Raw genomic sequence first — 24,369 nt, 5'->3', positions numbered from 1 at the left:
GCCCCTTGATTGGGGCGTTGTGCTATCTGCCTATCTGAAAGGAGCCCCCATGAGTCCAGCTCGCGATACGATCGCCGCCGTCGCCACCGCACCCGGCCGTGGAGGTGTCGGTATCGTCCGAGTTTCGGGACCGCGCGCCAAGGCTATCGCGATTACCCTGAGCGGACGGGAGCCAACGCCACGCCATGCTCATTACGGCGCATTTCACGCCGACGACGGCGAAGTGATCGACGAAGGCCTCTTGCTGTTCTTTCCGGGGCCGCACTCTTTCACAGGCGAGGATGTGCTTGAGCTGCAGGGGCACGGCGGACCGGTAGTGCTGGATATGCTGCTGCAGCGCTGTGTCGAACTGGGCGTGCGCCTGGCGCGGCCCGGCGAGTTCAGCGAACGCGCATTTCTCAATGACAAGCTCGACCTGGCCCAGGCAGAAGCGATAGCGGACCTGATTGAAGCAAGTTCTGCGCAGGCCGCCCGTAACGCGGTGCGTTCGCTGCAAGGCGAATTCTCACGGCGTGTGCATCAGCTCACCGAGAAGCTGATCCAGCTGCGAATCTATGTCGAAGCCGCCATCGACTTCCCCGAGGAGGAAATCGATTTCCTCGCCGATGGGCATGTGCTGGCTCAACTCGACGGTGTGCGTGCCGAGTTATCCACAGTATTGCGTGAAGCAGGACAGGGGGCCTTGCTCCGCGATGGCATGACGGTGGTGATCGCGGGACGGCCGAACGCCGGCAAGTCGAGTCTGCTCAATGCCCTGGCGGGACGAGAGGCCGCCATCGTTACCGACATCGCCGGCACCACGCGGGACGTGTTGCGCGAACATATCCTCATCGACGGCATGCCGCTGCATGTGGTCGATACGGCCGGTCTACGCGACACCGAGGACCAGGTCGAGCGCATCGGCGTGCAACGCGCACTCAGCGCGATCGGCGAAGCGGATCGCATTCTGCTGATGGTCGATGCCAGCGCGCCTGAAGCCGCCGATCCGCTGGCTCTGTGGCCGGAATTCCTCGATTTCACGCCTGATCCCGGCAAAGTCACACTGGTCCGCAACAAGGCGGATCTCACTGGCGAGCCGATCGCGCTGCGAGTCAGTGCCGATGGGCAGGTTACGCTCAACCTCTGTGCGCGCTCGGGGGAGGGAATCGACTTGCTGCGTGAACACCTCAAGCATTGCATGGGGTACGAGCAGACCGCGGAAAGCAGTTTCAGCGCCCGTCGCCGTCATCTGGACGCCCTGCGTCTGGCCGAACAATACCTGCAACATGGGCACGCCCAGCTGACCCTGGCGGGGGCCGGCGAGTTGCTGGCCGAAGACCTGCGCCTGGCCCAACAAGCCCTCGGGGAGATTACCGGCGCATTCAGCTCCGACGATCTGCTCGGTCGCATCTTCTCGAGCTTCTGCATCGGCAAATGACGCAGTCCGAGGCGCTGCAGAGCGCCTAAACGCCATCCATCTGTCTTCAAACAAGTCGATCATTGCCGCCGCAATGGGCTTTCGGCTGCCTGAAAAATACCGCCTTCTGCTGACTAAGCCCTGTGGAAAAGCAGGCCTGAGCCCAGTCGAAAACCCATCTCGTAAGCTGCGCAAAACGTCGCCTGTGCATAACAGCGCAATTTACGCACAGCCTGTTGACGGCAATCACACCGGGACCACCCAGCCGCAGCACAGCTTTATCCTTTTGCGTAAGCCAGAAACGATGGGGCTTTCAAGTGGTTATCCACAGAAAAGGGCTTCACCATACATAAACATATAAACAAGCTCTTTATATATTTCTTCTCTATTTTCTATTTTGTCCCGCTCGTGATCATCGGTCAGGCGGTTGATCATTTTTTGTCCAAAGCCCTTCTTTAGCGAACGCTATATCCCTATACTTCGCGATTTCCCGAATTCCCATATTCTGAACAGGCACGAGGTGCGTGGTGGACTTCCCTTCCCGTTTTGACGTGATCGTGATCGGCGGCGGTCATGCCGGTACCGAAGCTGCATTGGCAGCCGCACGCATGGGCGCGAAGACCCTGTTGCTCAGCCACAATGTCGAAACCCTCGGTCAGATGAGCTGCAACCCGGCCATTGGTGGTATCGGCAAGAGTCATCTGGTCAAGGAGATCGATGCGCTGGGCGGCGCCATGGCCACGGCCACCGACAAAGGTGGCATCCAGTTTCGCGTGCTGAACAGCCGCAAAGGCCCGGCGGTGAGAGCGACGCGCGCCCAGGCGGACCGGGTGCTTTACAAGGCTGCAATTCGGGAGTTGCTGGAGAACCAGCCGAACCTGTGGATATTCCAGCAGGCCGCCGACGATCTCATCGTCGAACAAAGCGAAGTGCGTGGCGTCATTACGCAAATGGGCCTGAGATTCCTCGCCAGTTCAGTTGTATTGACGACCGGGACCTTCCTCGGCGGACTTATCCACATCGGCTTGCAGAATTATTCGGGTGGGCGCGCGGGCGATCCGCCTTCGATCGCCCTGGCGCAGCGTCTGCGTGAGTTGCCTTTGCGCGTCGGACGCCTGAAAACCGGTACGCCACCGCGAATCGACGGGCGCTCGGTGGATTTCACGAAGATGACCGAGCAACCCGGTGACACACCGCTGCCGGTGATGTCCTTCCTGGGTAGCCGTGAACAGCATCCGCGGCAAGTCAGTTGCTGGATAACCCACACCAATGCCCGTACACACGAGATCATTGCCTCCAACCTGGATCGCTCGCCGATGTATTCCGGGGTGATCGAAGGCGTGGGCCCACGTTACTGCCCGTCCATCGAGGACAAGATTCATCGTTTTTCCGACAAGGACAGCCACCAGGTATTCCTCGAACCCGAGGGCCTGACTACCCACGAGCTGTACCCCAACGGCATCTCCACCTCGCTGCCCTTCGACGTGCAGCTGCAGATCGTGCAAAGCATCCGCGGCATGGAGAACGCGCATATCGTGCGGCCGGGCTATGCCATCGAGTACGACTACTTCGACCCGCGCGATCTCAAGTACAGTCTGGAAACCAAGGTGATCGGCGGGTTGTTCTTCGCGGGCCAGATCAATGGCACCACCGGTTACGAAGAAGCCGGTGCCCAGGGCCTGCTCGCCGGTGCCAACGCGGCGCTGCGCGCGCAAGGCAAGGACAGCTGGTGCCCACGCCGGGATGAGGCCTACCTCGGTGTGCTGGTCGATGACCTGATCACCCTTGGTACTCAGGAGCCCTATCGCATGTTCACTTCGCGCGCCGAATACCGGCTGATCCTGCGCGAGGACAATGCCGATCTGCGCCTGACCGAGAAAGGCCGCGAGCTGGGTCTGGTGGATGACGGCCGCTGGGCCGCCTTCTGTGCCAAGCGCGAGGGTATCGAGCGCGAAGAGCAGCGGCTGAAGAGCTGCTGGGTGCGCCCGGGAACGCCGGAAGGCGAGGCCATTGCCGAGCGCTTCGGCAGCCCGTTGGCCCGCGAGTACAACCTGCTCAACCTGCTGGCCCGTCCGGAAATCGATTACCAGAGTCTGATCGAACTGACCGGTGACGGTGCGCAGGATCCGCAGGTCGCCGAACAGGTGGAGATCAAGACCAAGTACGCCGGCTACATCGAGCGACAGCAGGAAGAGATCGAGCGGCTGCGTGCCAGCGAAAACGTCGCACTGCCGGACAACCTGGACTACGCGGGGATTCCCGGTCTGTCGAAGGAGATCCAGCACAAGCTTGGCCAGGCCCGGCCCGAGACGCTCGGCCAGGCATCGCGCATACCGGGTGTGACGCCGGCCGCAGTGTCGCTGCTGATGATCCATCTGAAGAAACGCAGCGCCGGCCAGCAACTGGAGCAAAGCGCCTGATGACTCTGGTCAGCGAATCGCACGCCGCCGAACTGGTGCGTGGCACCCGGGAACTGGGCATCGAGCTGGATGAATGGCAACAGCAGCAGTTGCTTGCCTATCTGGCGCTGTTGATCAAATGGAACAAGGCCTACAACCTCACAGCAGTGCGTGACCCTAACGAAATGGTTTCGCGCCATCTGCTCGACAGCCTGAGTGTGGTGCCGTTCGTGGCCGAGACAGGCCGGAACTGGCTTGATGTCGGCAGTGGCGGCGGCATGCCCGGAGTACCGCTGGCGATCATGTTCCCCGAGCTGTCCTTCACCCTGCTGGATTCCAACGGCAAGAAGACGCGCTTCCTGACCCAGGTGAAACTGGAACTGAAGCTGGCCAATCTTGAAGTGGTACACAGCCGCGTCGAGCAATTCCAGCCATCGAATGCGTTCGATGGTATTACCTCGCGAGCATTCAGTTCGCTCGAGGATTTCTCCAGCTGGACGCGCCACCTGGGCAATCTCGGCACCCGCTGGCTGGCGATGAAGGGCGTGCAGCCGGATGACGAGCTGCAACGACTTCCGGAGGACTTCCGCCTCGATGCCTGTCACGTACTCAAGGTTCCCGGTTGCCAAGGCCAGCGCCATCTGTTGATACTGCGCCGCACTTCATGACCCGGACAGACACTGACCATGGCTAAAGTTTTCGCCATTGCCAACCAGAAGGGCGGTGTCGCCAAGACCACCACCTGCATCAATCTGGCGGCCTCGCTGGTTGCCACGCGCCGGCGGGTGCTTCTGATCGACCTCGACCCACAGGGCAATGCCACCACCGGTAGCGGTGTGGACAAACTCGGACTCGAGTATTCGATATACGACGTCTTGATCGGTGAGTGCAGCCTGGTGGACGCCATGCAGTTCTCCGAGCATGGCGGTTACCAGTTGCTGCCGGCCAATCGTGACCTGACGGCAGCCGAGGTTGCCCTGCTCAACCTGCCGGCCAAGGAAAAACGCCTGCGCGAAGCGCTGGCGCCAGTACGCGAGAACTACGACTACATTCTCATCGATTGCCCGCCTTCGCTGTCGATGCTGACCATCAACGCACTGGCCGCCGCCGATGGAGTGATCATTCCCATGCAGTGCGAGTATTACGCCCTCGAGGGGCTCACCGACCTGGTCAATTCGATCCAGCGGATCGGACAGGCACTCAACCCGAGCCTGAAGATCGAGGGTCTGCTGCGCACCATGTACGACTCGCGCAGCAGCCTGACCAACGATGTTTCCGAACAGCTCAAGGCGCATTTCGGCGACAAGCTCTACGACACCGTGATTCCGCGCAACGTCCGGCTCGCCGAGGCGCCCAGCCATGGCATGCCGGCGCTGGTCTACGACAAGCAATCCAAGGGTGCTCTGGCCTATCTGGCCCTGGCCGGAGAACTGTCGCGGCGCCAGCGACAATCGGTGCGCGGCACCCCCGCATAAGGACTATTCATGGCGACCAAGAAAAGAGGCCTAGGCCGCGGACTCGATGCCCTGCTCGGCGGCGCCAGTGTGTCGGCGATGCAGGAAGAGGCCGCGAAGGTCGACACCCGTGAACTGCAGCACCTGCCGCTGGATCTGATCCAGCGCGGCAAGTATCAGCCGCGCCGCGACATGGACGCCCAGGCACTGGAAGAACTGGCGCAGTCGATCAGGAACCACGGTGTGATGCAGCCTATCGTCGTGCGCCCCGTCGGCGCCGGGCGTTACGAGATCATCGCCGGCGAGCGGCGCTGGCGGGCCAGCCAGCAAGCCGGATTGCAGAGCGTGCCCGCACTGGTCCGTGAGGTAGCGGATGAGGCTGCCATCGCCATGGCGCTGATCGAGAACATCCAGCGTGAGGACCTCAGCCCGATCGAGGAAGCCGTGGCGCTGCAGCGCCTGCAGCAGGAATTCCAGCTGACCCAGCAGCAGGTTGCCGATGCCGTGGGCAAGTCGCGCGTCGCGGTGAGCAATCTTCTGCGCCTGATCGGTCTGCCCGAGGAAATCAAGACACTGCTGTCCCATGGCGATCTGGAGATGGGCCATGCCCGTGCATTGCTCGGCTTGCCGGCGGAGCGGCAGGTGGAAGGCGCGCGGCATGTTGTCGCACGGGGACTCACTGTCCGCCAGACCGAAGCATTGGTGCGCCAGTGGCTGAGCGGCAAGGAAGTGGCGAAAGCCGAGGTCAGGGTCGACCCGGACATCAGCCGTCTGGAACAGCGCCTGGCGGAACGCCTGGGCTCACCGGTGCAGATCCGGCACGGACAGAAGGGCAAAGGCCAGCTGGTGATTCGTTACAGTTCGCTGGATGAACTGCAGGGCGTTCTGGCGCACATTCGTTGATACAAAATGTTTGTAGTGCTGGTCGGAAAATACTACCGGAGAGTTGAACCGGGACTGCCCTGCTCCTATACTCGCCGCGCTTTTTTTGACTGCGTACAATTATTTACGCGGCGGCTGCAGTGATGGAAATCAGGTGAACATACGCAACAGAACACCCTTCCATCGCCTTCCGGCTTTTCGCATATTGCTGATGCAGGCGATGGTCGTAGTGGCAACCGCTGTGTCATGCGGGCTGGCATTTGGTATGGTCGCCGGCTACTCCGCACTGTGCGGTGGTCTGATTGCGCTGTCGGCGAACGTGTATTTCGCGTACAAGGCCTTTCGTTACTTTGGCGCACGTTCGACCCGGGCAATCATCCAGTCCTTCTGGTCTGGCGAGATGGGTAAACAGATTCTGGCAGCAGCGCTGTTTGCGTTGGTGTTCGTGGGAGTGAAACCGCTGCAACCGATTGCCTTGTTTGCCGGCTATCTGCTGGTTCTGGGTGTAGGTGCAAGCGCGCTCCTGCTGATGAAAAACAATCCGAAGCATTGAGCATTGAGGCGTTTATGGCGAGTACCCCTGCTGAATATATCCAGCACCACCTGCAAAACCTCACCTACGGCAAGCTGCCAGCAGGTTACGAGCGTGCTGACGGCTCTGTTCTCGATCAGGCCACCTGGACCATTGCCCAGACCGGCCTCGAAGCTCGCGACATGGGTTTCATGGCGTTCCATCTGGATACCCTCGGCTGGTCCCTGCTGATGGGGGCGATCTTCATTCTGCTGTTCCGCAGCGCGGCCAAGGTCGCCACTGACGGTGTGCCGGGCAAGCTGCAGAACTTCGTCGAGATGTGTGTGGAGTTCGTCGAGGGCGTGGTCAAGGACACCTTCCACGGCCGTAACACCCTGATCGCGCCGCTGGCGCTGACCATCTTCGTCTGGGTGTTCCTGATGAACAGCCTGAAGTGGATCCCGGTCGACTACATCCCGGGCATCGCCAGCCTGCTGGGCCTGCCGGCGTTCAAGATCGTCCCGACCGCCGACCCGAATGGTACCTTCGGCCTGTCGCTCGGCGTGTTCATCCTCATTCTGTTCTACAGCGTCAAGGTCAAGGGCTTCGGCGGCTTCAGCAAGGAGCTGGCGTTCACGCCCTTCAACCACTGGTCGCTGGTGCCGTTCAACCTGTTCCTGGAAATTCTCGGTTTGCTGACCAAGCCGCTCAGTCTCGCACTGCGTCTGTTCGGCAACATGTATGCAGGTGAGGTGGTATTCATCCTCATCGCGCTGCTGCCGTTCTACGTGCAGTGGACCCTGAATGTGCCTTGGGCGATCTTCCACATCCTGGTGATCCCGCTTCAGGCATTCATCTTCATGGTACTGACGGTGGTGTACCTGAGCTCTGCCCATGAAGAACATCACTGAAAACCGTTAAACGTTTCAACCGAAAAACCTTAACCCCCTTAGCTTCAGGAGCTTTACATGGAACTCGTCTACATCGCCGCCTCCATCATGATCGGTCTGGGTGCCCTGGGCACTGGTATTGGCTTCGCCCTGCTGGGTGGCAAGCTGCTGGAATCGACTGCTCGTCAGCCTGAGCTGGCTCCCCAGCTGCAAACCAAGACCTTCCTGATGGCCGGTCTGCTCGACGCCGTGCCGATGATCGGCGTTGGTATCGCGATGTACCTCATCTTCGTTGTCGCCGGTTAATCATTTTTCCGGTTTGAGATGGGGTTCGCCGGGCGAGCCCCGTCGCCGTGGAATGACTCCCGCGTTGAACGAGATAGCACGAGGTAAATCGCTGTGAACATTAACTTGACGCTGTTCGGTCAAACGCTCGCCTTCGCTATCTTCGTCTGGTTCTGCATGAAGCTCGTATGGCCGCCAATCACGGCAGCCATGGCAGCGCGCCAGAAGAAGATCGCCGAAGGACTGGATGCGGCAGGCCGTGCGCAGCAAGACCTGAAACTGGCTCAGGACAAGGTGTCCAACACCCTCCGCGAGACCAAGGAGCAGGCAGCCCAGATCATCGAGCAGGCGAACAAGCACGCCAACGCGATCATCGAGGAAGCCAAGCAGCAGGCACGTGTCGAAGGCGAGCGACTGGTCGCCGGCGCCCGCGCCGAGATCGAACAGGAAGTGAACCGTGCCAGGGACCAACTGCGCAGTCAGGTAGCGGCTCTCGCCGTCGCCGGTGCAGAGAAGATCCTGGAGTCCCAGGTGGACGCCAAGGTGCACAACGAGCTGGTCGAAAAACTGGCCTCCCAACTCTAAGCGAGGCAAGCGATGATCAATACCCAGACGCTTGCTCGGCCTTACGCGAAAGCCGCTTTCGAGTTCGCCAGCGCCGCAGGAACGACCGAGTCCTGGTCGAAAATGCTGAACCTGGCCGCCATCGCTGTTGAAGTCCCAGAAGTCGCAGCGTTGCTGAACGACCCCCGCCTGACCAGCGAAAGCAAGGTCCAGGGGCTGGTGCGTCTACTCGGTGACGATGCCGACGAAGCTTTCCGCAACTACGTCCAGACCCTTGGCGAAAACGATCGCCTGTCGGTCCTGCCGACCGTGTGGGAGCTGTACGAGGACATCAAGGCGCAAGCCGAGAAAACGCTCGAGGCAGAAGTTGAAACCGCCTTCGAGCTCAGCAACGAGCAACTCCAAACTTTGGCTGCCGCCCTGTCGAAGCGGCTAGATCGCACCGTCAACCTCCAGCAGGCCGTGAATCCTGCGCTGATCGGCGGCGTGTTGATTCGCGCCGGTGATGTGGTTGTCGACGGTTCGGTCCGCGGCAAACTGAGCCAGTTGGCCGAATCGTTGAAATCCTGATTTGAGGGTCATGGCATGCAGCAACTGAATCCTTCCGAGATTAGTGAAATCATCAAGCAGCGCATCGAGAAATCGAATGTCGCTGCTCAAGCCCGTAACGAGGGCACCGTCGTCAGCGTTTCTGACGGTATCGTACGCATCTACGGTCTGGCCGACGTCATGTACGGCGAGATGATCGAGTTCCCTGGCGGCATCTTCGGTATGGCACTGAACCTGGAGCAGGACTCCGTAGGTGCCGTGGTTCTGGGTAACTACCTGGGCCTGACCGAAGGCATGAGCGCCAAGTGCACCGGCCGTATCCTCGAAGTTCCGGTTGGTCCGGAACTGCTGGGGCGTGTTGTCGACGCACTGGGTAACCCGATCGATGGCAAAGGCCCGATCAACGCTCAGGCAACTGACGCGGTCGAGAAGGTCGCGCCGGGCGTGATCTGGCGTAAGTCCGTCGACCAGCCGGTGCAGACCGGTTACAAGTCGGTCGACGCCATGATCCCGGTAGGCCGTGGCCAGCGCGAGCTGATCATCGGTGACCGTCAGATCGGCAAGACCGCCCTGGCCATCGACGCCATCATCAACCAGAAGAACAGCGGCATCCGCTGCGTCTACGTTGCCATCGGTCAGAAGCAGTCGACCATCGCCAACGTGGTTCGCAAGCTGGAAGAGCACGGCGCGCTGCACAACACCATCGTTGTCGCTGCGTCCGCTTCCGAATCCGCTGCCCTGCAGTATCTGGCTCCTTACGCCGGTTGCACCATGGGCGAGTACTTCCGCGACCGCGGTGAAGACGCGCTGATCGTCTATGACGATCTGTCCAAGCAGGCTGTGGCTTACCGCCAGATTTCCCTGCTGCTGCGTCGTCCGCCGGGACGTGAAGCCTACCCGGGCGACGTGTTCTATCTCCACAGCCGTCTGCTGGAGCGCGCATCGCGCGTTTCCGAGGAGTATGTCGAGAAGTTCACCAACGGTGCGGTAACTGGCAAGACCGGTTCCCTGACCGCTCTGCCGATCATCGAAACCCAGGCTGGCGACGTTTCCGCGTTCGTTCCGACCAACGTGATCTCCATCACCGACGGTCAGATCTTCCTGGAATCGGCCATGTTCAACGCAGGCATCCGTCCGGCCGTCAACGCCGGTATCTCGGTATCCCGCGTGGGTGGTGCTGCGCAGACCAAGATCGTCAAGAAGCTGTCCGGTGGTATCCGTACCGCTCTGGCTCAGTATCGTGAACTGGCTGCGTTCGCGCAGTTCGCTTCCGACCTCGACGAAGCGACCCGCAAGCAGCTGGAGCATGGTCAGCGCGTTACCGAGCTGATGAAGCAGAAGCAGTACGCGCCGATGTCCATCGCCGACATGTCCCTGTCCCTGTATGCCGCCGAGCGTGGCTTCCTGACGGACGTGGAAGTGGCCAAGGTTGGCGCCTTCGAGCAGGCCCTGATCGCCTTCTTCAACCGCGAGTTCGCCGACCTGATGGCGAAGATCAACGTGAAGGGTGACTTCAATGACGAAATCGACGCTGGCCTGAAGGCTGGTATCGAGAAGTTCAAGGCCACGCAAAGCTGGTAAGCCGCAGCGGGAGCCGAAAGGCTCCCGCCTGCTAACCCGATAGGTGTCAAATGGCAGGCGCAAAAGAGATTCGCAGCAAGATTGCGAGCATCAAAAGCACGCAGAAGATCACCAGCGCCATGGAAAAGGTGGCCGTCAGCAAGATGCGCAAGGCACAGATGCGCATGGCTGCCAGCCGCCCTTATGCGGAGCGGATCCGGCAGGTCATCGGCCATCTGGCCTTTGCCAACCCGGAGTACCGTCACCCGTTCATGGTGGAGCGTCCGGTCAAGCGTGTCGGCTATATCGTCGTGTCTACTGATCGTGGTCTTTGCGGTGGCCTGAACATCAACCTGTTCAAGGTCCTGATCAAGAACATGAAGGAGTGGCACGACCAGAAGGTCGAAGTCGACCTGTGCGTGATCGGCAACAAGGGCGCGAGCTTCTTCCGCAGCTTCGGCGGCAACGTCGTCGCGGCGATCGGCAACCTCGGCGAAGAGCCGTCGATCAACGATCTGATCGGCAGCGTCAAGGTCATGCTGGACGGCTTCCACGAAGGCCGTATCGATCGCTTGTACCTGGTATCCAACAAGTTCATCAACACCATGACCCAGAAGCCCACGGTCGACCAGCTGCTGCCTTTGGCCGCAGACGAGAACGCCGAGCCGGTCAAGAAAGGTCAGTGGGACTACCTCTACGAGCCGGATGCCCAGCAACTGCTGGATGCCCTGCTGGTACGGTTCATCGAGTCCCAGGCCTATCAGGCGGTGGTTGAGAACGGCGCAGCCGAACAGGCCGCGCGGATGATTGCCATGAAGAACGCAACCGACAACGCCGGTGAGCTGATCGGCGACCTGCAACTGGTCTACAACAAGGCCCGTCAGGCTGCGATCACTCAGGAAATTTCGGAAATCGTCGGCGGCGCTGCCGCGGTTTAAGAACGGTTCAAATATTCAGAGGAACCAAACATGAGTAGCGGACGTATCGTTCAAATCATCGGCGCCGTCATCGACGTGGAATTTCCGCGCGATCTGGTACCGAACGTCTATGACGCACTGAAAGTTCAGGGCGCCGAGACCACCCTGGAAGTCCAGCAGCAGCTGGGCGACGGCATTGTCCGTACCATCGCCATGGGTTCGACCGAAGGCCTCAAGCGTGGCCTGGACGTCGTCAACACCGGTGCCGGTATCTCCGTACCGGTCGGCAAGCAGACCCTGGGTCGCATCATGGACGTCCTGGGTAACCCCATCGACGAAGCCGGCCCGATCGGTGAAGAAGAGCGCTGGACCATCCACCGCGCAGCTCCTTCCTATTCGGAGCAGGCTGGTGGCAATGAACTGCTGGAAACCGGCATCAAGGTTATCGACCTGGTCTGCCCGTTCGCCAAGGGCGGCAAGGTCGGTCTGTTCGGTGGTGCCGGTGTCGGCAAGACCGTAAACATGATGGAGCTGATCCGTAACATCGCCATGGAGCACAGCGGTTACTCCGTGTTCGCCGGTGTGGGTGAGCGTACTCGTGAAGGTAACGACTTCTATCACGAGATGAAGGACTCCAACGTTCTGGACAAGGTTGCCCTGGTATACGGCCAGATGAACGAGCCGCCGGGAAACCGTCTGCGCGTCGCCCTGACCGGCCTGACCATGGCCGAGAAGTTCCGTGACGAAGGTCGTGACGTTCTGCTGTTCGTCGACAACATCTACCGTTACACCCTGGCCGGTACCGAAGTGTCCGCGCTGCTGGGCCGTATGCCGTCCGCGGTAGGTTATCAGCCGACTCTGGCCGAAGAGATGGGCGTTCTGCAGGAGCGCATCACCTCCACCAAGAACGGTTCGATCACCTCCGTACAGGCCGTATACGTTCCTGCGGACGACCTGACCGACCCGAGCCCGGCGACCACCTTCGCCCACCTCGACGCCACCGTCGTACTGTCGCGTGACATCGCCTCCCTGGGTATCTACCCGGCGGTCGATCCGCTCGACTCGACTTCGCGTCAGCTGGATCCGCTGGTGATCGGCCAGGAGCACTACGACACCGCCCGCGGCGTCCAGTACGTGCTGCAGCGCTACAAGGAGCTGAAGGACATCATCGCGATCCTCGGTATGGACGAACTGTCCGAGACCGACAAGCAGCTGGTATCCCGCGCTCGTAAGATCCAGCGCTTCCTGTCCCAGCCGTTCTTCGTGGCCGAAGTCTTCACCGGCTCGCCAGGCAAGTACGTTCCGCTGAAGGAAACCATCCGTGGTTTCTCCGGCATCCTCAATGGCGACTACGACCATCTGCCGGAACAGGCGTTCTACATGGTCGGCAGCATCGACGAAGCCATCGAGAAAGCCAAGAAACTGTAACTGGCGCGCCCGTTCGCGGGCGCCAACCAGCCTGAGCGGCAGCTGCCGATCAGGCTGATTACCGAGGCATGAACATGGCTATGACAGTGCATTGCGACATCGTCAGTGCGGAAGAAGAGCTGTTCTCGGGGCTGGTGGAAATGGTCGTCGCCCACGGCAACCTGGGTGACATCGGCGTTCTGCCGGGTCACGCGCCGCTGCTGACCGATCTCAAGCCGGGTCCGGTTCGAGTGATCAAGCAGGGTGGTGACGAGGAGATCTTCTACATCTCCGGCGGCTTCATCGAAGTCCAGCCGAACATGGTGAAGGTTCTCGCCGATACCGCTACGCGCGCCAAGGACATCGACGAGGCTGCTGCTCAGGCTGCCGTGAAGGCCGCCGAAAAGGCATTGCACGAGAAGGGCGCGGATTTCGACTACGGCTCCGCGGCCGCTCGTCTGGCCGAGGCCGCAGCTCAGCTGCGTACCGTCGAGCAGATGCGCAAGAAGTACGGCCGTCACTGATAGGCAAGCGACTTCATCGCGTACGAGTAAAAGGGTAGCCTTGGCTACCCTTTTTCTTTTTTCTGCCATTTATCGTTTCCGACACCAGCAACACCCGGACGCGCTACGCCGGGCCGTCGGATCGAAAGACCGCTCAGGAATCGCTTCATGTCCCTCGATATCGTCATTCTCGCCGCGGGTCAGGGCACCCGCATGCGTTCCGCACTGCCCAAGGTGCTGCATCCTGTTGCCGGCAAATCCATGCTCGGCCATGTCATCGATACGGCGCGTGCTCTGCAGCCGCGCAGCATCCAGGTGGTCATCGGCCATGGTGCCGAGCAGGTGCGTCAGCAATTGACCGGCAACGACCTCAGCTACGTGATCCAGGCCGAGCAGCTGGGTACCGGCCATGCGGTGGCTCAGGCGCTGCCGCATCTGGCAGCCGAGCGCGTGCTGATTCTCTATGGCGATGTGCCGCTGATCGAAGCCGAAACCCTGCAGCGCCTGCTGCAAAAGGTCGGATCGGAGCAGCTGGCGTTGCTGACGGTGACGCTGGACGATCCAACCGGCTATGGCCGCATCGTCCGGGACGAGCGTGGCGAGGTGCAGGCGATCATCGAGCACAAGGATGCCAGCGATGAGCAACGCGCGATTCGTGAGGGCAATACCGGAATTCTGGCCGTGCCCGGCAGCCGTATCGGCGAATGGCTGGGACGACTGTCCAACAGCAATCTTCAGGGCGAGTACTACCTGACCGACGTGATCGCGATGGCGGTTGCCGACGGCCTGCGCGTGGCTACCGAGCAGCCACTGGACGCCATGGAAGTGCAAGGTGCCAACGACCGCATCCAGCTCGCCGAACTGGAGCGCCACTACCAGCGGCGCGCGGCCCGCTGGCTGATGACGCAGGGGGTGACGCTACGTGACCCGGCACGCTTCGATCTGCGCGGCGAAGTCAGCGTTGGTCGTGATGTGCTGATCGATGTGAACGTGGTACTGGAAGGCAAGGTGGTCATCGAAGACGGCGTGCAGATCGGGCCGAATTGCGTGATCAAGGACAGTACGCTGCGTCGCGGGGCGATCGTCAAGGCCAGTTCCCATCTCGAAGGTGCGGTAGTCGGTGAAGGTGCCGATTGCGGACCGTTCGCGCGGCTGCGTCCGGGCAGCGTCCTGGGCGCCAAGGCGCATGTGGGCAATTTCGTCGAGCTGAAGAATGCGACCCTGGGCGATGGCGCCAAGGCCGGTCACCTCAGCTATCTCGGTGATGCCGAGATCGGCGCGCGGACCAACATCGGTGCCGGCACCATCACCTGCAACTACGATGGTGCCAACAAGTTCAGGACGGTGATGGGCGAGGATGTCTTCATCGGTTCCAATAGTTCGCTGGTCGCGCCGCTTTCGCTGGGCGACGGGGCGACCACCGGCGCCGGTTCGACCATCACCGAGGACGTGCCGGCGCATACCCTTGGCCTGGGCCGCGGCCGCCAGCGCAATATCGAAGGCTGGCAGCGACCGAAGAAGCAGTCGTAGATCCAGTTTTGGGGTTGGGGAGGCCGGCTAACAGCTTGCAGCCCTGAAGCACTTATGTTTTGATTCGCGCCAATAACTTTCGAATCGAAACATATTTATGTCGAAGCGCAACACCCCACAACGTCGCCACGCGATCCTCGCCTTGCTCAACGAGCGTGGCGAGGTCAGCGTTGACGAGCTGTCGCGCCGTTTCGAAACTTCGGAAGTCACCATTCGCAAGGATCTGGCCGCCCTGGAAAAGAACGGTTTGCTGCTGCGTCGCTATGGCGGTGCGGTGCTGCTGCCGCAGGAGCTGATCGGCGACAGCGTGCAGCCCGTCTCGCCCTACAAGCAGGCCATCGCCCGCGCCGCGGTCGGCTGCATCCGCGAGCATGCGCGCATCATCATCGACAGCGGCACCACCACGGCGGCAATGATTCCGCAGTTGGGGCACAAACACGGCCTGGTGGTGATGACCAACTCCCTGAACGTGGTCAACGCGCTGCGTGAACTCGAACATGAACCGGTGCTGCTGATGACCGGCGGTACCTGGGATCCGCATTCCGAATCCTTTCAGGGGCAGGTCGCCGAGCAGGTGCTGCGCTCCTATGATTTCGATCAGCTGTACATCGGTGCCGATGGCATCGATCTGCAGCGCGGCACCACGACCTTCAACGAGCTGCTCGGGCTGTCCCGGGTGATGGCTGACGTTGCGCGCGAAGTCATCGTGCTCGCCGAGGCGGACAAGATCGGCCGGCGCATCCCCAATCTCGAACTGCCCTGGAGCAGTGTGCATACCCTGATTACCGATGAGCGTCTCAGTGAAGAGGCGCGCACCAGCATCCTGGCCCGCGGCGTAAAGCTGATCTGCGTGGCCGTCGAAACCCATCTGGAGACCTGACCATGTGTGGCATCGTTGGCGCCGTCGCCGAACGCAACATCACTGCGATCCTTCTCGAGGGCCTCAAGCGCCTGGAATACCGTGGCTACGACAGTGCCGGCCTTGCCGTGCTGGATAGCAGCGCAACGCTGCGACGTCTGCGCCGCAACGGCAAGGTGGCCGAACTGGAGCACGCCCAGCAGCAGGAGCAGTTGGCCGGGCGCCTGGGCATCGCGCATACCCGCTGGGCCACTCACGGCGCGCCGTGCGAGCGCAACGCTCATCCGCATTTTTCCGGTGATGACCTGGCCGTCGTACACAACGGCATCATCGAGAATCACGAGGCGCTGCGGGCGCAGCTCAAGGGGCTGGGTTACGTCTTTCACTCCGATACCGATACCGAAGTCATCGTTCACCTGCTGCATCACAAACTCGAGGCGCTCGGTGACCTGACCATTGCACTCAAGGCGGCGGTCAAGGAACTGCATGGCGCCTACGGTCTGGCGGTGATCAGCGCGAAGCAGCCGGATCGTCTGCTGGCTGCGCGCAGCGGCAGCCCGCTGGTGATCGGTCTGGGCCTGGGAGAAAACTTCCTCGCTTCGGATCAGCTGGCCCTGCGCCAGGTCACCGACCGCTTCATGTATCTGGAAGAGGGCGACATCGCCGAGATCCGCCGCGATGCGGTGCAGATCTGGGACATCGACGGTCAGCCGGTGCAGCGCGAGGCGGTGCAGTACCACGAAGGTGCCGAAGCGGCGGACAAGGGCGAGTACCGGCACTTCATGCTCAAGGAGATTCACGAGCAGCCCAAGGTCGTGCAGCGCACCCTGGAAGGTCGGCTAGGCGATCATCAGGTGCTGGTGCAGGCGTTCGGACCGCAGGCCGCCGAGTTGTTCGCCAAGGTGCGCAATGTGCAGATCGTCGCCTGTGGCACCAGCTATCACGCCGGCATGGTCGCCCGTTACTGGCTGGAGGAACTGGCCGGCATTCCCTGTCAGGTCGAGGTTGCCAGCGAGTTCCGTTACCGCAAGGTGGTGGTGCAGCCGGACACCCTGTTCGTCACCATCTCCCAGTCCGGCGAGACGGCCGATTCGCTTGCAGCGCTGCGCAATGCCAAGCAGCGTTCCAATCAAGACGGCGGTTATCTTGCCAGCCTGGCGATCTGCAACGTGGGTATCAGCTCGCTGGTGCGTGAATCGGACCTGACATTGCTGACCCAGGCCGGTCCCGAAATCGGCGTGGCGTCGACCAAGGCCTTCACCACTCAACTGGTCGGACTGATGTTGCTGACCCTGGCGCTGGGTCAGGTACGTGGCACCCTGAGCGCAACCAGCGAAGCCGAGCTGGTCGACGAACTACGCCGCCTGCCGACCCGCCTGGGCGAGGCGCTGGCCATGGACGCCACGGTGGAGAAGATTGCCGAACACTTCGCCGAAAAGCACCACACACTGTTCCTCGGCCGCGGTGCCCAGTACCCGGTGGCGATGGAGGGCGCGCTCAAACTCAAGGAAATCTCCTACATCCACGCCGAGGCCTACCCGGCCGGCGAGCTCAAGCATGGCCCGCTGGCGCTGGTGGATGCCGACATGCCGGTGGTCACGGTAGCGCCGAACAACGAGCTGCTGGAAAAGCTCAAGTCCAACCTGCAGGAAGTGCGCGCCCGTGGCGGTGAACTCATCGTGTTTGCCGATCGCGAGGCGGGCTTCGAAAATGGCGAAGGCATTTTCCTGGTGAACATGCCGCACATCCACGACGCCCTGGCGCCGATCCTCTATACCCTGCCGCTGCAGTTGCTGTCGTACTACGTCGCCGTGCTGCGTGGCACCGATGTCGACCAGCCGCGCAACCTGGCCAAGTCGGTGACGGTGGAGTGATCGTCTGGCTAAAAATAATGGTGATAGTTGGTTAAGCAATAAATGGATAAAAATAATGGGAACGAACGCGTAGACATAGTTTGACATAGTGCCTAATCCCCTATATCTGCAGTAAAAAGTCCACAGGGGCGATCAAATTTATGGAAAAGCGTCTGGCATCGGCTTCGATCGTTGCCATAGGCGCATCGGCAGGAGGCTTGGAAGCAGTCTCGCATCTGCTGCATGCCCTGAATGTGGAACTGCCGTTTGCCTATGTGGTGTTGCAGCACGTATCCCCGACCCACAAAAGCCTGTTGCCAGAAATACTCGCCCGGGAAACACGCCTCACCGTCTGCGCCATGGATGACGGAGTGATACCTGAGGCCGGTGTGGTCTATGTGGTCCCTCCAAACAGCAATGCCGTCGTCCGCGACGGGCGCTTCCTGCTATTTGCGGCCAGGCCGGACGTTTTCCCCAAGCCTTCGATCAACGACTTTTTTATTTCCCTCGCGGCGGAGCACGGTGAGCAAGCTACGGGCATCGTGCTGTCCGGAACCGGATCGGATGGCACAGCCGGCCTTCGTGCAATCATGGCCGCTGGTGGCGCTACCTTGGTTCAGTGCCCGGAAACCGCCAAGTACGACGGCATGCCGCGCTCCGCCATAAGTGCAGGGGCGGCCGACTTCATCCTGCCGCCGGAGGGTATTGCCACAAAACTGGAAAAACTGGCCCGCCTGCAAGTGCAGGTACCACAACAGGACGGCGATACCGAGCTGCCGGCAGAACTGCTAGAGCTGCTCAAGTCACGCCGGGACATCGACTTTTCCGGCTACAAGCCCGGAACCATATCCCGTCGTCTTCGCCGCAGAATGGTCGCAACCAGTCATACCTCGGTAGAGGATTATCTGCTCCTGACGAAACAGCATCCTGAGGAACTGGACAACCTGTCCAAGGACATCCTGATTTCCGTCACGGCCTTTTTTCGTGACAACACGGCGTTCGATACTCTCAGGTCCTACGTCGAAGACGTCTGCCGCAACGCCATCGAACGGGGCAACGAGATTCGCGCCTGGGTAGCCGGCTGTGCAACAGGAGAAGAGGCCTACAGCATTGCCATGCTGTTTGACGAGGCCCTGGCGCATCTGGGGGTAAGCGCATCGATTCAGATATTTGCCACCGATGTAGATGACGAAGCTTTGGCAGTAGCACGTCGCGGGCTCTATCCCTCTGCTGCGCTGGAGATACTCTCGGAACAGCGCCTGCAGCGTTATTTCGTCCCTGTTGGCAGTAATTACGAGGTAGGCAAGCGACTGCGCGACATGATTGTGTTTGCCCGGCACAACCTGGTGAGTGATCCACCCTTCCTGCGTATAGATCTGGTTACCTGCCGTAATGTGCTGATCTATTTCGACAGCAGTCTTCAGCAGCAAGTACTGAAGCGTTTCCATTTCGCTCTGGTACACGGCGGTCTTCTGTTTCTCGGCCGCAGCGAAAGTATCGGCACCTCGGATAGCCTGTTTGCTCCCCTGGACCGCCGCGAGCGCATTTTTCGCAAGCAGAAAGGTGGCCACAGCCTGCAGGTAGCGGCAATCGACCCCTCGCTCTCGGTGATCAAGGCGCGTCGCCGGCAGGATGTCGAGATCCAGCATCTGTTGGAAACCGTGGTGCTGCACCTTGGCATCACCGTCGCGCTGTGTGACGTCAACGCAAATGTCCTGCGTACGGCCGGTGAGGTGGATAAGTTTTTCCATGTACCCAGAGGACGCGCGAACAGCCATGTCAGCGAACTGATTACCAGCGTTTTCCGTGGCGAGCTGATTTCGCTGCTGCACCAGTTGAACAAGAACCCTCAGTCTCATTTCGGGCGCCCGCGCATCTTCGACGGTGAAGCCTGGCGCCTATCGGTCAGGCCTGTTCCCGGACTGCACGAACAGCAACTGCTGGTCATCCTTGAGTCTGTGCAAACCGGCAAAGCCGCGCCCGAGCCGCTGCAGGCGTCGCCGCTGGTCAGTGGCAGCACCGAAGAGGAACTGGTCGCCACCCGTGAACATCTACAGGCCCTGATCGAGGAGCTGGCGACCGCTAACGAGGAAATGCAGTCGCTCAACGAGGAGGCTCAGGCGTCCAACGAAGAGTTGCAGGCCACCAACGAGGAGATGGAGGCTGCCAACGAGGAACTGCAGGCCACCAACGAGGAGTTGATGAGCCTGAATGAAGAGCTCAATGTCAGAACTGGTGAGCTTCAGGCCCTCAACGACGAGTACACCCACGTTTATGATGCGCTTGACTTTGCCGTGCTGGTGTTCGATCGCGAACAGCATCTGGTGCGCTTCAATGCTGCAGCGGCGCGACTTTTCGGTTTCAAGCACGCAGCCATCCACCAGCATGTCAGCCGGATACGGCTACCGAGCCATTTCCGCGTCATCGAGGATTGCCTGGACCAGGCCAAAAACCGCCGCGAGCCGCAAGAGCTGTTGATTGAACACCATGGCCGGCAGTTTCACCTGCAGATCACCCCAGGGGTGAGTCTGGAACAGCATGTCGAGTTGCTTGTGTGCAGCTTGGTGGACGTGACTGACATACGTAAAACCGAGTCCGACCTTCGCAGTTCCAGAGCACAGCTTGAAACGCTGATGGCGAACACCATCGTGCTGCTGTCGATGAAGGACCTGAGTGGCAACTACACCTTTGCCAACCCGGCCTTTCTGGAGTCCTTTGGTCTGGTCGATGGCAAGGTAGAAGGCCGTAACGACTTCGAGCTGTTCCCCGAATCCTTTGCCACAGCTTCGTGGAGTTGCGACCTGGAAGCCCTGCGGGAAAAGCGCGTCGTGGTAAGCGAGCATGTCCTGCCCGGTGCACAGGAACGGGTATTCAGGTTCGTGCATCAGGTATTGCGGGACGAGCACGGGCGTCCCAACCTGATCATCAACGAGGCGGAAGATATTACCGCCCACAAGATATCCGAACGTCAGCTACGCATTTCCGCCAAGGTGTTCGAGCAGGCCGGCGAGGCCATCGTGGTCACTGATCGGCACATGGTCATTCGCTCGATCAACAGTGCTTTCACCAGGATTACCGGCTATAGCGCCGAAGAGGCCATTGGCTGCCAGATCGACGCCTTGCTGGATTCAGGCGAAAATCCTCAGGAACTCTATCAGTCCATGTGGAGCGGACTGGAGAACCGGAGCTTCTGGCAGGGTGAGCTTACTAACCGTCGCAAGGACGGGGCACTGTTTTCCGAGTGGCTGACCATCAATCGTATTCACGAAAGCGCCAACGACTACTATGTTGCGGTCTTCTCCGACATTACCCGGATCAAGGAAAGCCAGGCCAAGGCCGAATACCTAGCAACCCACGACGCCCTGACCGGGCTACCCAACAGGTCGCTGTTTCAGGATCGTCTCGATCTGGCCATTGCCCAGGCGCGCCGAAGCAACGGCATCGCCGCCCTGATGTTCATGGATCTGGACAATTTCAAGGGCATCAACGACACCCTGGGGCACGATATCGGCGACCAATTGCTGGTCGAGGTGTCACGACGCCTTTCGAGCCTTATGCGCGAAGTGGATACCGTGGCACGTCTTGGCGGGGATGAGTTTACCGTGGTGCTGACCGATATCGACTTTGCCGGCACCGAACGCGTGGCCGAGCGCATCATCCAGGCATTGCGCCAACCCATAGAGGTAGGCAGCAGAAACCTGTATGTCACCGGCAGTATCGGCCTGGCCTTTTATCCGGATGACGGCGAAACCAGCACTACCCTGATCAAGGCAGCCGATACGGCCATGTACCGGGCCAAACATAACGGGCGCAACGGGTTCGAACTGTTCAAGCCGGAGCTGCATGCGCAGCTTCAACGTCAGAGCAACCTCGAAGCCGCATTGCGCGAGGCCTTGCGCGAATGTCATTTGCGGCTGGTGTTCCAACCCAAATTCACCACCGAAGCACCGCGGCGCATGATTGGTGCCGAGGCACTGCTGCGCTGGACCCACCCTGAGATGGGGGTGGTCTCTCCTGCCGACTTCATTCCGGCTGCAGAAACCGGTGGACTGATCAAGGAGGTCGACCGCAAGGTGATCCAGCTGGCGGTGCAGGCGCTGGCGTACTGGCAGGGCAACGAGCTGGACCCGGTACCCGTTGCCGTCAATATCTCCGCTCGCAGCATTCAGGACGATCACTTCCCGGACATGCTTGCCAAGCGCCTGCACCAATATCGGGTGCCCGCGACACTGGTGCAGGTCGAGATCACCGAAGGTACCCTGCTCGAGCGCACCAGCACAGCTCTTGGCAATATCCAGCGACTTAAGGAAATGGGCGTTCGCCTCTCCATCGACGACTTCGGCACCGGTTACTCATCGTTGAGCTACCTGAAACGACTCCCGCTGGCCGAGTTAAAGATCGACAAGACCTTTGTCGATGGCCTCGGCGGCAAGGACAAGAGTGACGAAGCCATCGCCAAGGCCATTCTGGCCATGGCAGCGGCCCTCAACCTCCTAACCGTAGCCGAGGGTGTGGAAACCGAAGGGCAACTGCAATGGCTGAGCGATAATGGCTGCGACTACATCCAGGGGTATCTCTGCTCCCGTCCCCTGGAATACCTCGACTTCACCGAAAAATTGAAAAACGGAAACCGCACATGGCCATGATCGGTGGGTTTATCGACCTGTGCGAGCAGGAGCAGCTGCACTTGTCCGGGGCCATCCAGGCTTACGGTGCCTTGCTGGTTGCCGACGGTGATCGGCTCATCACCCATGCTTCGGCAAACATCGAGCAATGGCTGGCGCAGGCTCCCCAGCAACTGATCGGAACCGTCCTGCCGGATGAACTGACGATGCTTGCCATGGAATTGGGGCAGGCGCCCGGCAGTCGCTATGCGCGAAACAATGTGACCCTTTCTCGGCGACCCGCCTCAGCCGTCGCAACCCGTTCTGGCAATGGCTCGATCACGATGGAGCTGCTGCCGAACGAAAGCAATCCACCCGCCCACGGCCCCATTCCACTGCTGGGCTTCGTCCCATTCGCCGACCTCAATGATCTGGCCAGCGCCCAACAACAACTGGTCGAGCACATCCAGGCGCATACCGGTTTTGATCGCGTGATGCTTTACCTTTTTCGCAATGACGATACCGGGGAAGTGATAGCCGAAGCTCGCAGTCCACAGTGCAAAGGCACTTACCTTGGACTCAGGTTTCCCGCCAGCGACATTCCCAGGGTTGCCCGGGAGCTGTACCTGAAATCGCCCTGGCGTAGCATTCCCGACGCCGGGGCAGCGGCCGTGGACCTGCTCGGACATGGTAGTGTCCCTGATCTTTCGTATGTCGATCTGCGCAGCGTTTCGCCCGTACACCGAGGCTACATGCAGAACATGGGCGTGGCGGGTGCCATTTCCTTCCCGATAAAGACCGCAAGTGGCCTGCGGGCCTTGCTTTCCTGCCACTCATCGACAGCCAGAAGCCTGAGTCTGCCTGAACTACAGCTGCTGGCTGAGCAAGTGCAAAGCTACAACCTGCGTGTCCGCGAGTTACTCACTGGCTTGCTCCTCGGGCTGCACGAGTATCTTGACAGGCAGAACCAGTGGCTCGACAGCATTGCCAATGTCGGCACTGTTGCCCAGGCCTGGCCAGCCTTCAGCCAGTACCTCATGGATGAATTCGGCGCCCAGGGCGTGTTGCTGGAGAGCGGCCACGAAAGGCTCACGGCCGGTGTGATACCCGATGCCGAGAGCATGGAAATTATCGATCCATGGCTGGCCGGTACACAGGATGCAAATGGCATCAGTATCAGCCAGAGCCTGATCGTAGACTGCCCGGACCCGCTGCTGACCGAAGTCGCCGGTATCGCCAGCGTGTCGGTTCGCCAGCGCGGTCGCACCGAATCCCGCTGTCTGCTTTTTCGTACCGAGGAAATTCACGAAGTCAGTTGGGGCGGCAATCCCAACAAACCCGCAGAGCAGCATGCAGGCGGTCTTCTTGTCACCCCGCGGAACTCGTTCGAACGCTGGGTGGAAACCCGGCTGGGTTATTGCCGTGAGTGGCCCGACGAAACACGCATCAAACTGCTAAACCTGAGAAAACTGTTGCTGGACCTGTTGTCCTGACGCAGTCAGCCATGCTCATCGACTTCTAGAATCCCTGTGTACGGACACCGCAGACGACTGTTGCAGGCTGGAGCAGTAGCGAGGCATAGCTGGATCAAATCGCTACCTGAGGCCTCGTGTGGGCAATCGAAAGTCCCTGAACAGGCATCGGCGCTCGCTATGTGCCGGACAGTTCATTGCCGGGCATGAGCCACATGAAACGTTGCCTGCCAGTGTAGGTATATGGAAAACCCCTGAAATGAATTGCATACCAAAGGCCGTGTGGGCCTGGTTTTTCGCTGCAATAAAATCGAGTTCTTTGCAAAAGTTTTCGAAATTCTGCGTTTTTTCACCCCTGGCTTGTGCTCTGCCGCGGATGCTGGCAACGACTCGCCTATTTAGCACCGAAGCTATTGTGGCTCGTTGCCATCATCCCCTAAGCTTCCACTGTCTGCGGCGCAGAGCGATCCGTGGATGGGCATGATGCGAGGTCAGCGCTTATGCCCTGCGTACGTTGGGCTTGTCCGTGATACGCCGTCATTCTTCTTCGAGACCACTACCGGCATTACCGGGCGAAAAACCTGTCGATTGCTAACGCTTTGAGGCGTAAGTGCCTGTAGTTCGCGAGGCTGTACCTCTGCTGTCAGGTCAGTCTGGGCAGCTGGCTAGAAGCGGGCAGGGCAGCGCACGTGCGATTCAGAAAAGTTTTTTAAAGCTGTGTTTCGTTGCACCTT

General features: G+C 60.3%; 19 protein-coding genes. All 19 read left to right on the top strand.

Features of this window, described 5'->3' with window-relative positions; translation table 11 throughout:
* The first annotated feature begins 49 nt into the window (after window positions 1-49).
* The 19 genes from mnmE to B597_RS32705 all read left to right on the top strand — a co-directional run bounded on the left by mnmE (window position 50) and on the right by B597_RS32705 (window position 23,656).
* Window positions 50-1,417 carry a tRNA uridine-5-carboxymethylaminomethyl(34) synthesis GTPase MnmE gene (gene mnmE, locus B597_RS32795; protein ID WP_003291834.1) on the top strand — a complete coding sequence of 456 codons (1,368 nt, stop codon included), beginning with the start codon at window positions 50-52 and terminating at the stop codon, window positions 1,415-1,417.
* A 506-nt stretch (window positions 1,418-1,923) separates the two neighbouring features.
* On the top strand, window positions 1,924-3,816 hold the full coding sequence (gene mnmG, locus B597_RS32790) for a tRNA uridine-5-carboxymethylaminomethyl(34) synthesis enzyme MnmG (protein ID WP_003291833.1): 1,893 nt from the start codon (window positions 1,924-1,926) through the stop codon (window positions 3,814-3,816).
* Window positions 3,816-4,463 carry a 16S rRNA (guanine(527)-N(7))-methyltransferase RsmG gene (rsmG, locus tag B597_RS32785; RefSeq protein WP_003291832.1) on the top strand — a complete coding sequence of 216 codons (648 nt, stop codon included), beginning with the start codon at window positions 3,816-3,818 and terminating at the stop codon, window positions 4,461-4,463. The genes mnmG and rsmG overlap by 1 nt, the downstream gene beginning before the upstream one ends.
* A gap of 18 nt (window positions 4,464-4,481) precedes the next feature.
* Window positions 4,482-5,270: a ParA family protein gene (locus B597_RS32780; RefSeq protein WP_003291830.1), complete on the top strand. Its 789-nt coding sequence runs from the start codon at window positions 4,482-4,484 to the stop codon at window positions 5,268-5,270.
* Window positions 5,271-5,279: 9 nt separating this feature from the next.
* Window positions 5,280-6,152 (top strand): ParB/RepB/Spo0J family partition protein, encoded by an 873-nt coding sequence (locus B597_RS32775; protein WP_003291829.1) that lies wholly within the window; start codon window positions 5,280-5,282, stop codon window positions 6,150-6,152.
* Between the two features lie 133 nt (window positions 6,153-6,285).
* Window positions 6,286-6,684: a F0F1 ATP synthase subunit I gene (locus B597_RS32770; RefSeq protein WP_082321494.1), complete on the top strand. Its 399-nt coding sequence runs from the start codon at window positions 6,286-6,288 to the stop codon at window positions 6,682-6,684.
* Window positions 6,685-6,698: 14 nt separating this feature from the next.
* On the top strand, window positions 6,699-7,553 hold the full coding sequence (gene atpB / locus B597_RS32765) for a F0F1 ATP synthase subunit A (RefSeq protein ID WP_003291826.1): 855 nt from the start codon (window positions 6,699-6,701) through the stop codon (window positions 7,551-7,553).
* Window positions 7,554-7,610: 57 nt separating this feature from the next.
* Complete coding sequence (atpE, locus tag B597_RS32760) at window positions 7,611-7,838, top strand: F0F1 ATP synthase subunit C (RefSeq protein ID WP_003290909.1); 228 nt, start codon at window positions 7,611-7,613, stop codon at window positions 7,836-7,838.
* A 93-nt stretch (window positions 7,839-7,931) separates the two neighbouring features.
* On the top strand, window positions 7,932-8,402 hold the full coding sequence (locus B597_RS32755) for a F0F1 ATP synthase subunit B (protein ID WP_003291825.1): 471 nt from the start codon (window positions 7,932-7,934) through the stop codon (window positions 8,400-8,402).
* A gap of 12 nt (window positions 8,403-8,414) precedes the next feature.
* Entirely contained in the window at window positions 8,415-8,951 is a 537-nt protein-coding gene (locus B597_RS32750; protein ID WP_003291824.1) for a F0F1 ATP synthase subunit delta, read from the top strand.
* A gap of 15 nt (window positions 8,952-8,966) precedes the next feature.
* Window positions 8,967-10,511: a F0F1 ATP synthase subunit alpha gene (atpA, locus tag B597_RS32745; RefSeq protein WP_003291823.1), complete on the top strand. Its 1,545-nt coding sequence runs from the start codon at window positions 8,967-8,969 to the stop codon at window positions 10,509-10,511.
* A 50-nt stretch (window positions 10,512-10,561) separates the two neighbouring features.
* Window positions 10,562-11,428 carry a F0F1 ATP synthase subunit gamma gene (gene atpG / locus B597_RS32740; RefSeq protein ID WP_003291822.1) on the top strand — a complete coding sequence of 289 codons (867 nt, stop codon included), beginning with the start codon at window positions 10,562-10,564 and terminating at the stop codon, window positions 11,426-11,428.
* A 30-nt stretch (window positions 11,429-11,458) separates the two neighbouring features.
* Window positions 11,459-12,835: a F0F1 ATP synthase subunit beta gene (gene atpD / locus B597_RS32735; protein WP_003291821.1), complete on the top strand. Its 1,377-nt coding sequence runs from the start codon at window positions 11,459-11,461 to the stop codon at window positions 12,833-12,835.
* 74 nt (window positions 12,836-12,909) lie between these two features.
* Window positions 12,910-13,338 carry a F0F1 ATP synthase subunit epsilon gene (locus B597_RS32730; protein ID WP_003291820.1) on the top strand — a complete coding sequence of 143 codons (429 nt, stop codon included), beginning with the start codon at window positions 12,910-12,912 and terminating at the stop codon, window positions 13,336-13,338.
* A 147-nt stretch (window positions 13,339-13,485) separates the two neighbouring features.
* Window positions 13,486-14,847 carry a bifunctional UDP-N-acetylglucosamine diphosphorylase/glucosamine-1-phosphate N-acetyltransferase GlmU gene (gene glmU / locus B597_RS32725; protein WP_003291819.1) on the top strand — a complete coding sequence of 454 codons (1,362 nt, stop codon included), beginning with the start codon at window positions 13,486-13,488 and terminating at the stop codon, window positions 14,845-14,847.
* Window positions 14,848-14,944: 97 nt separating this feature from the next.
* Window positions 14,945-15,727, top strand: a complete 783-nt coding sequence (locus B597_RS32720) for a DeoR/GlpR family DNA-binding transcription regulator (protein ID WP_003291818.1) — start codon at window positions 14,945-14,947, stop codon at window positions 15,725-15,727.
* Between the two features lie 2 nt (window positions 15,728-15,729).
* The gene (gene glmS, locus B597_RS32715) at window positions 15,730-17,580 is read left to right on the top strand and encodes a glutamine--fructose-6-phosphate transaminase (isomerizing) (RefSeq protein WP_003291817.1); all 1,851 of its coding nucleotides are present in this window, start codon (window positions 15,730-15,732) and stop codon (window positions 17,578-17,580) included.
* Window positions 17,581-17,720: 140 nt separating this feature from the next.
* Complete coding sequence (locus B597_RS32710) at window positions 17,721-22,205, top strand: EAL domain-containing protein (RefSeq protein ID WP_043289798.1); 4,485 nt, start codon at window positions 17,721-17,723, stop codon at window positions 22,203-22,205.
* Window positions 22,196-23,656 carry a GAF domain-containing protein gene (locus tag B597_RS32705; RefSeq protein WP_003291815.1) on the top strand — a complete coding sequence of 487 codons (1,461 nt, stop codon included), beginning with the start codon at window positions 22,196-22,198 and terminating at the stop codon, window positions 23,654-23,656. Before B597_RS32710 ends, B597_RS32705 begins: the two co-directional genes overlap by 10 nt.
* Window positions 23,657-24,369: the final 713 nt, after the last annotated feature.

The organism is Stutzerimonas stutzeri KOS6 (assembly GCF_000307775.2).
Lineage (GTDB): Bacteria > Pseudomonadota > Gammaproteobacteria > Pseudomonadales > Pseudomonadaceae > Stutzerimonas > Stutzerimonas stutzeri_B.
The sequence above is the reverse complement of the archived record's forward strand: the minus strand, read 5'-3'. Positions and strand labels throughout refer to the sequence as shown.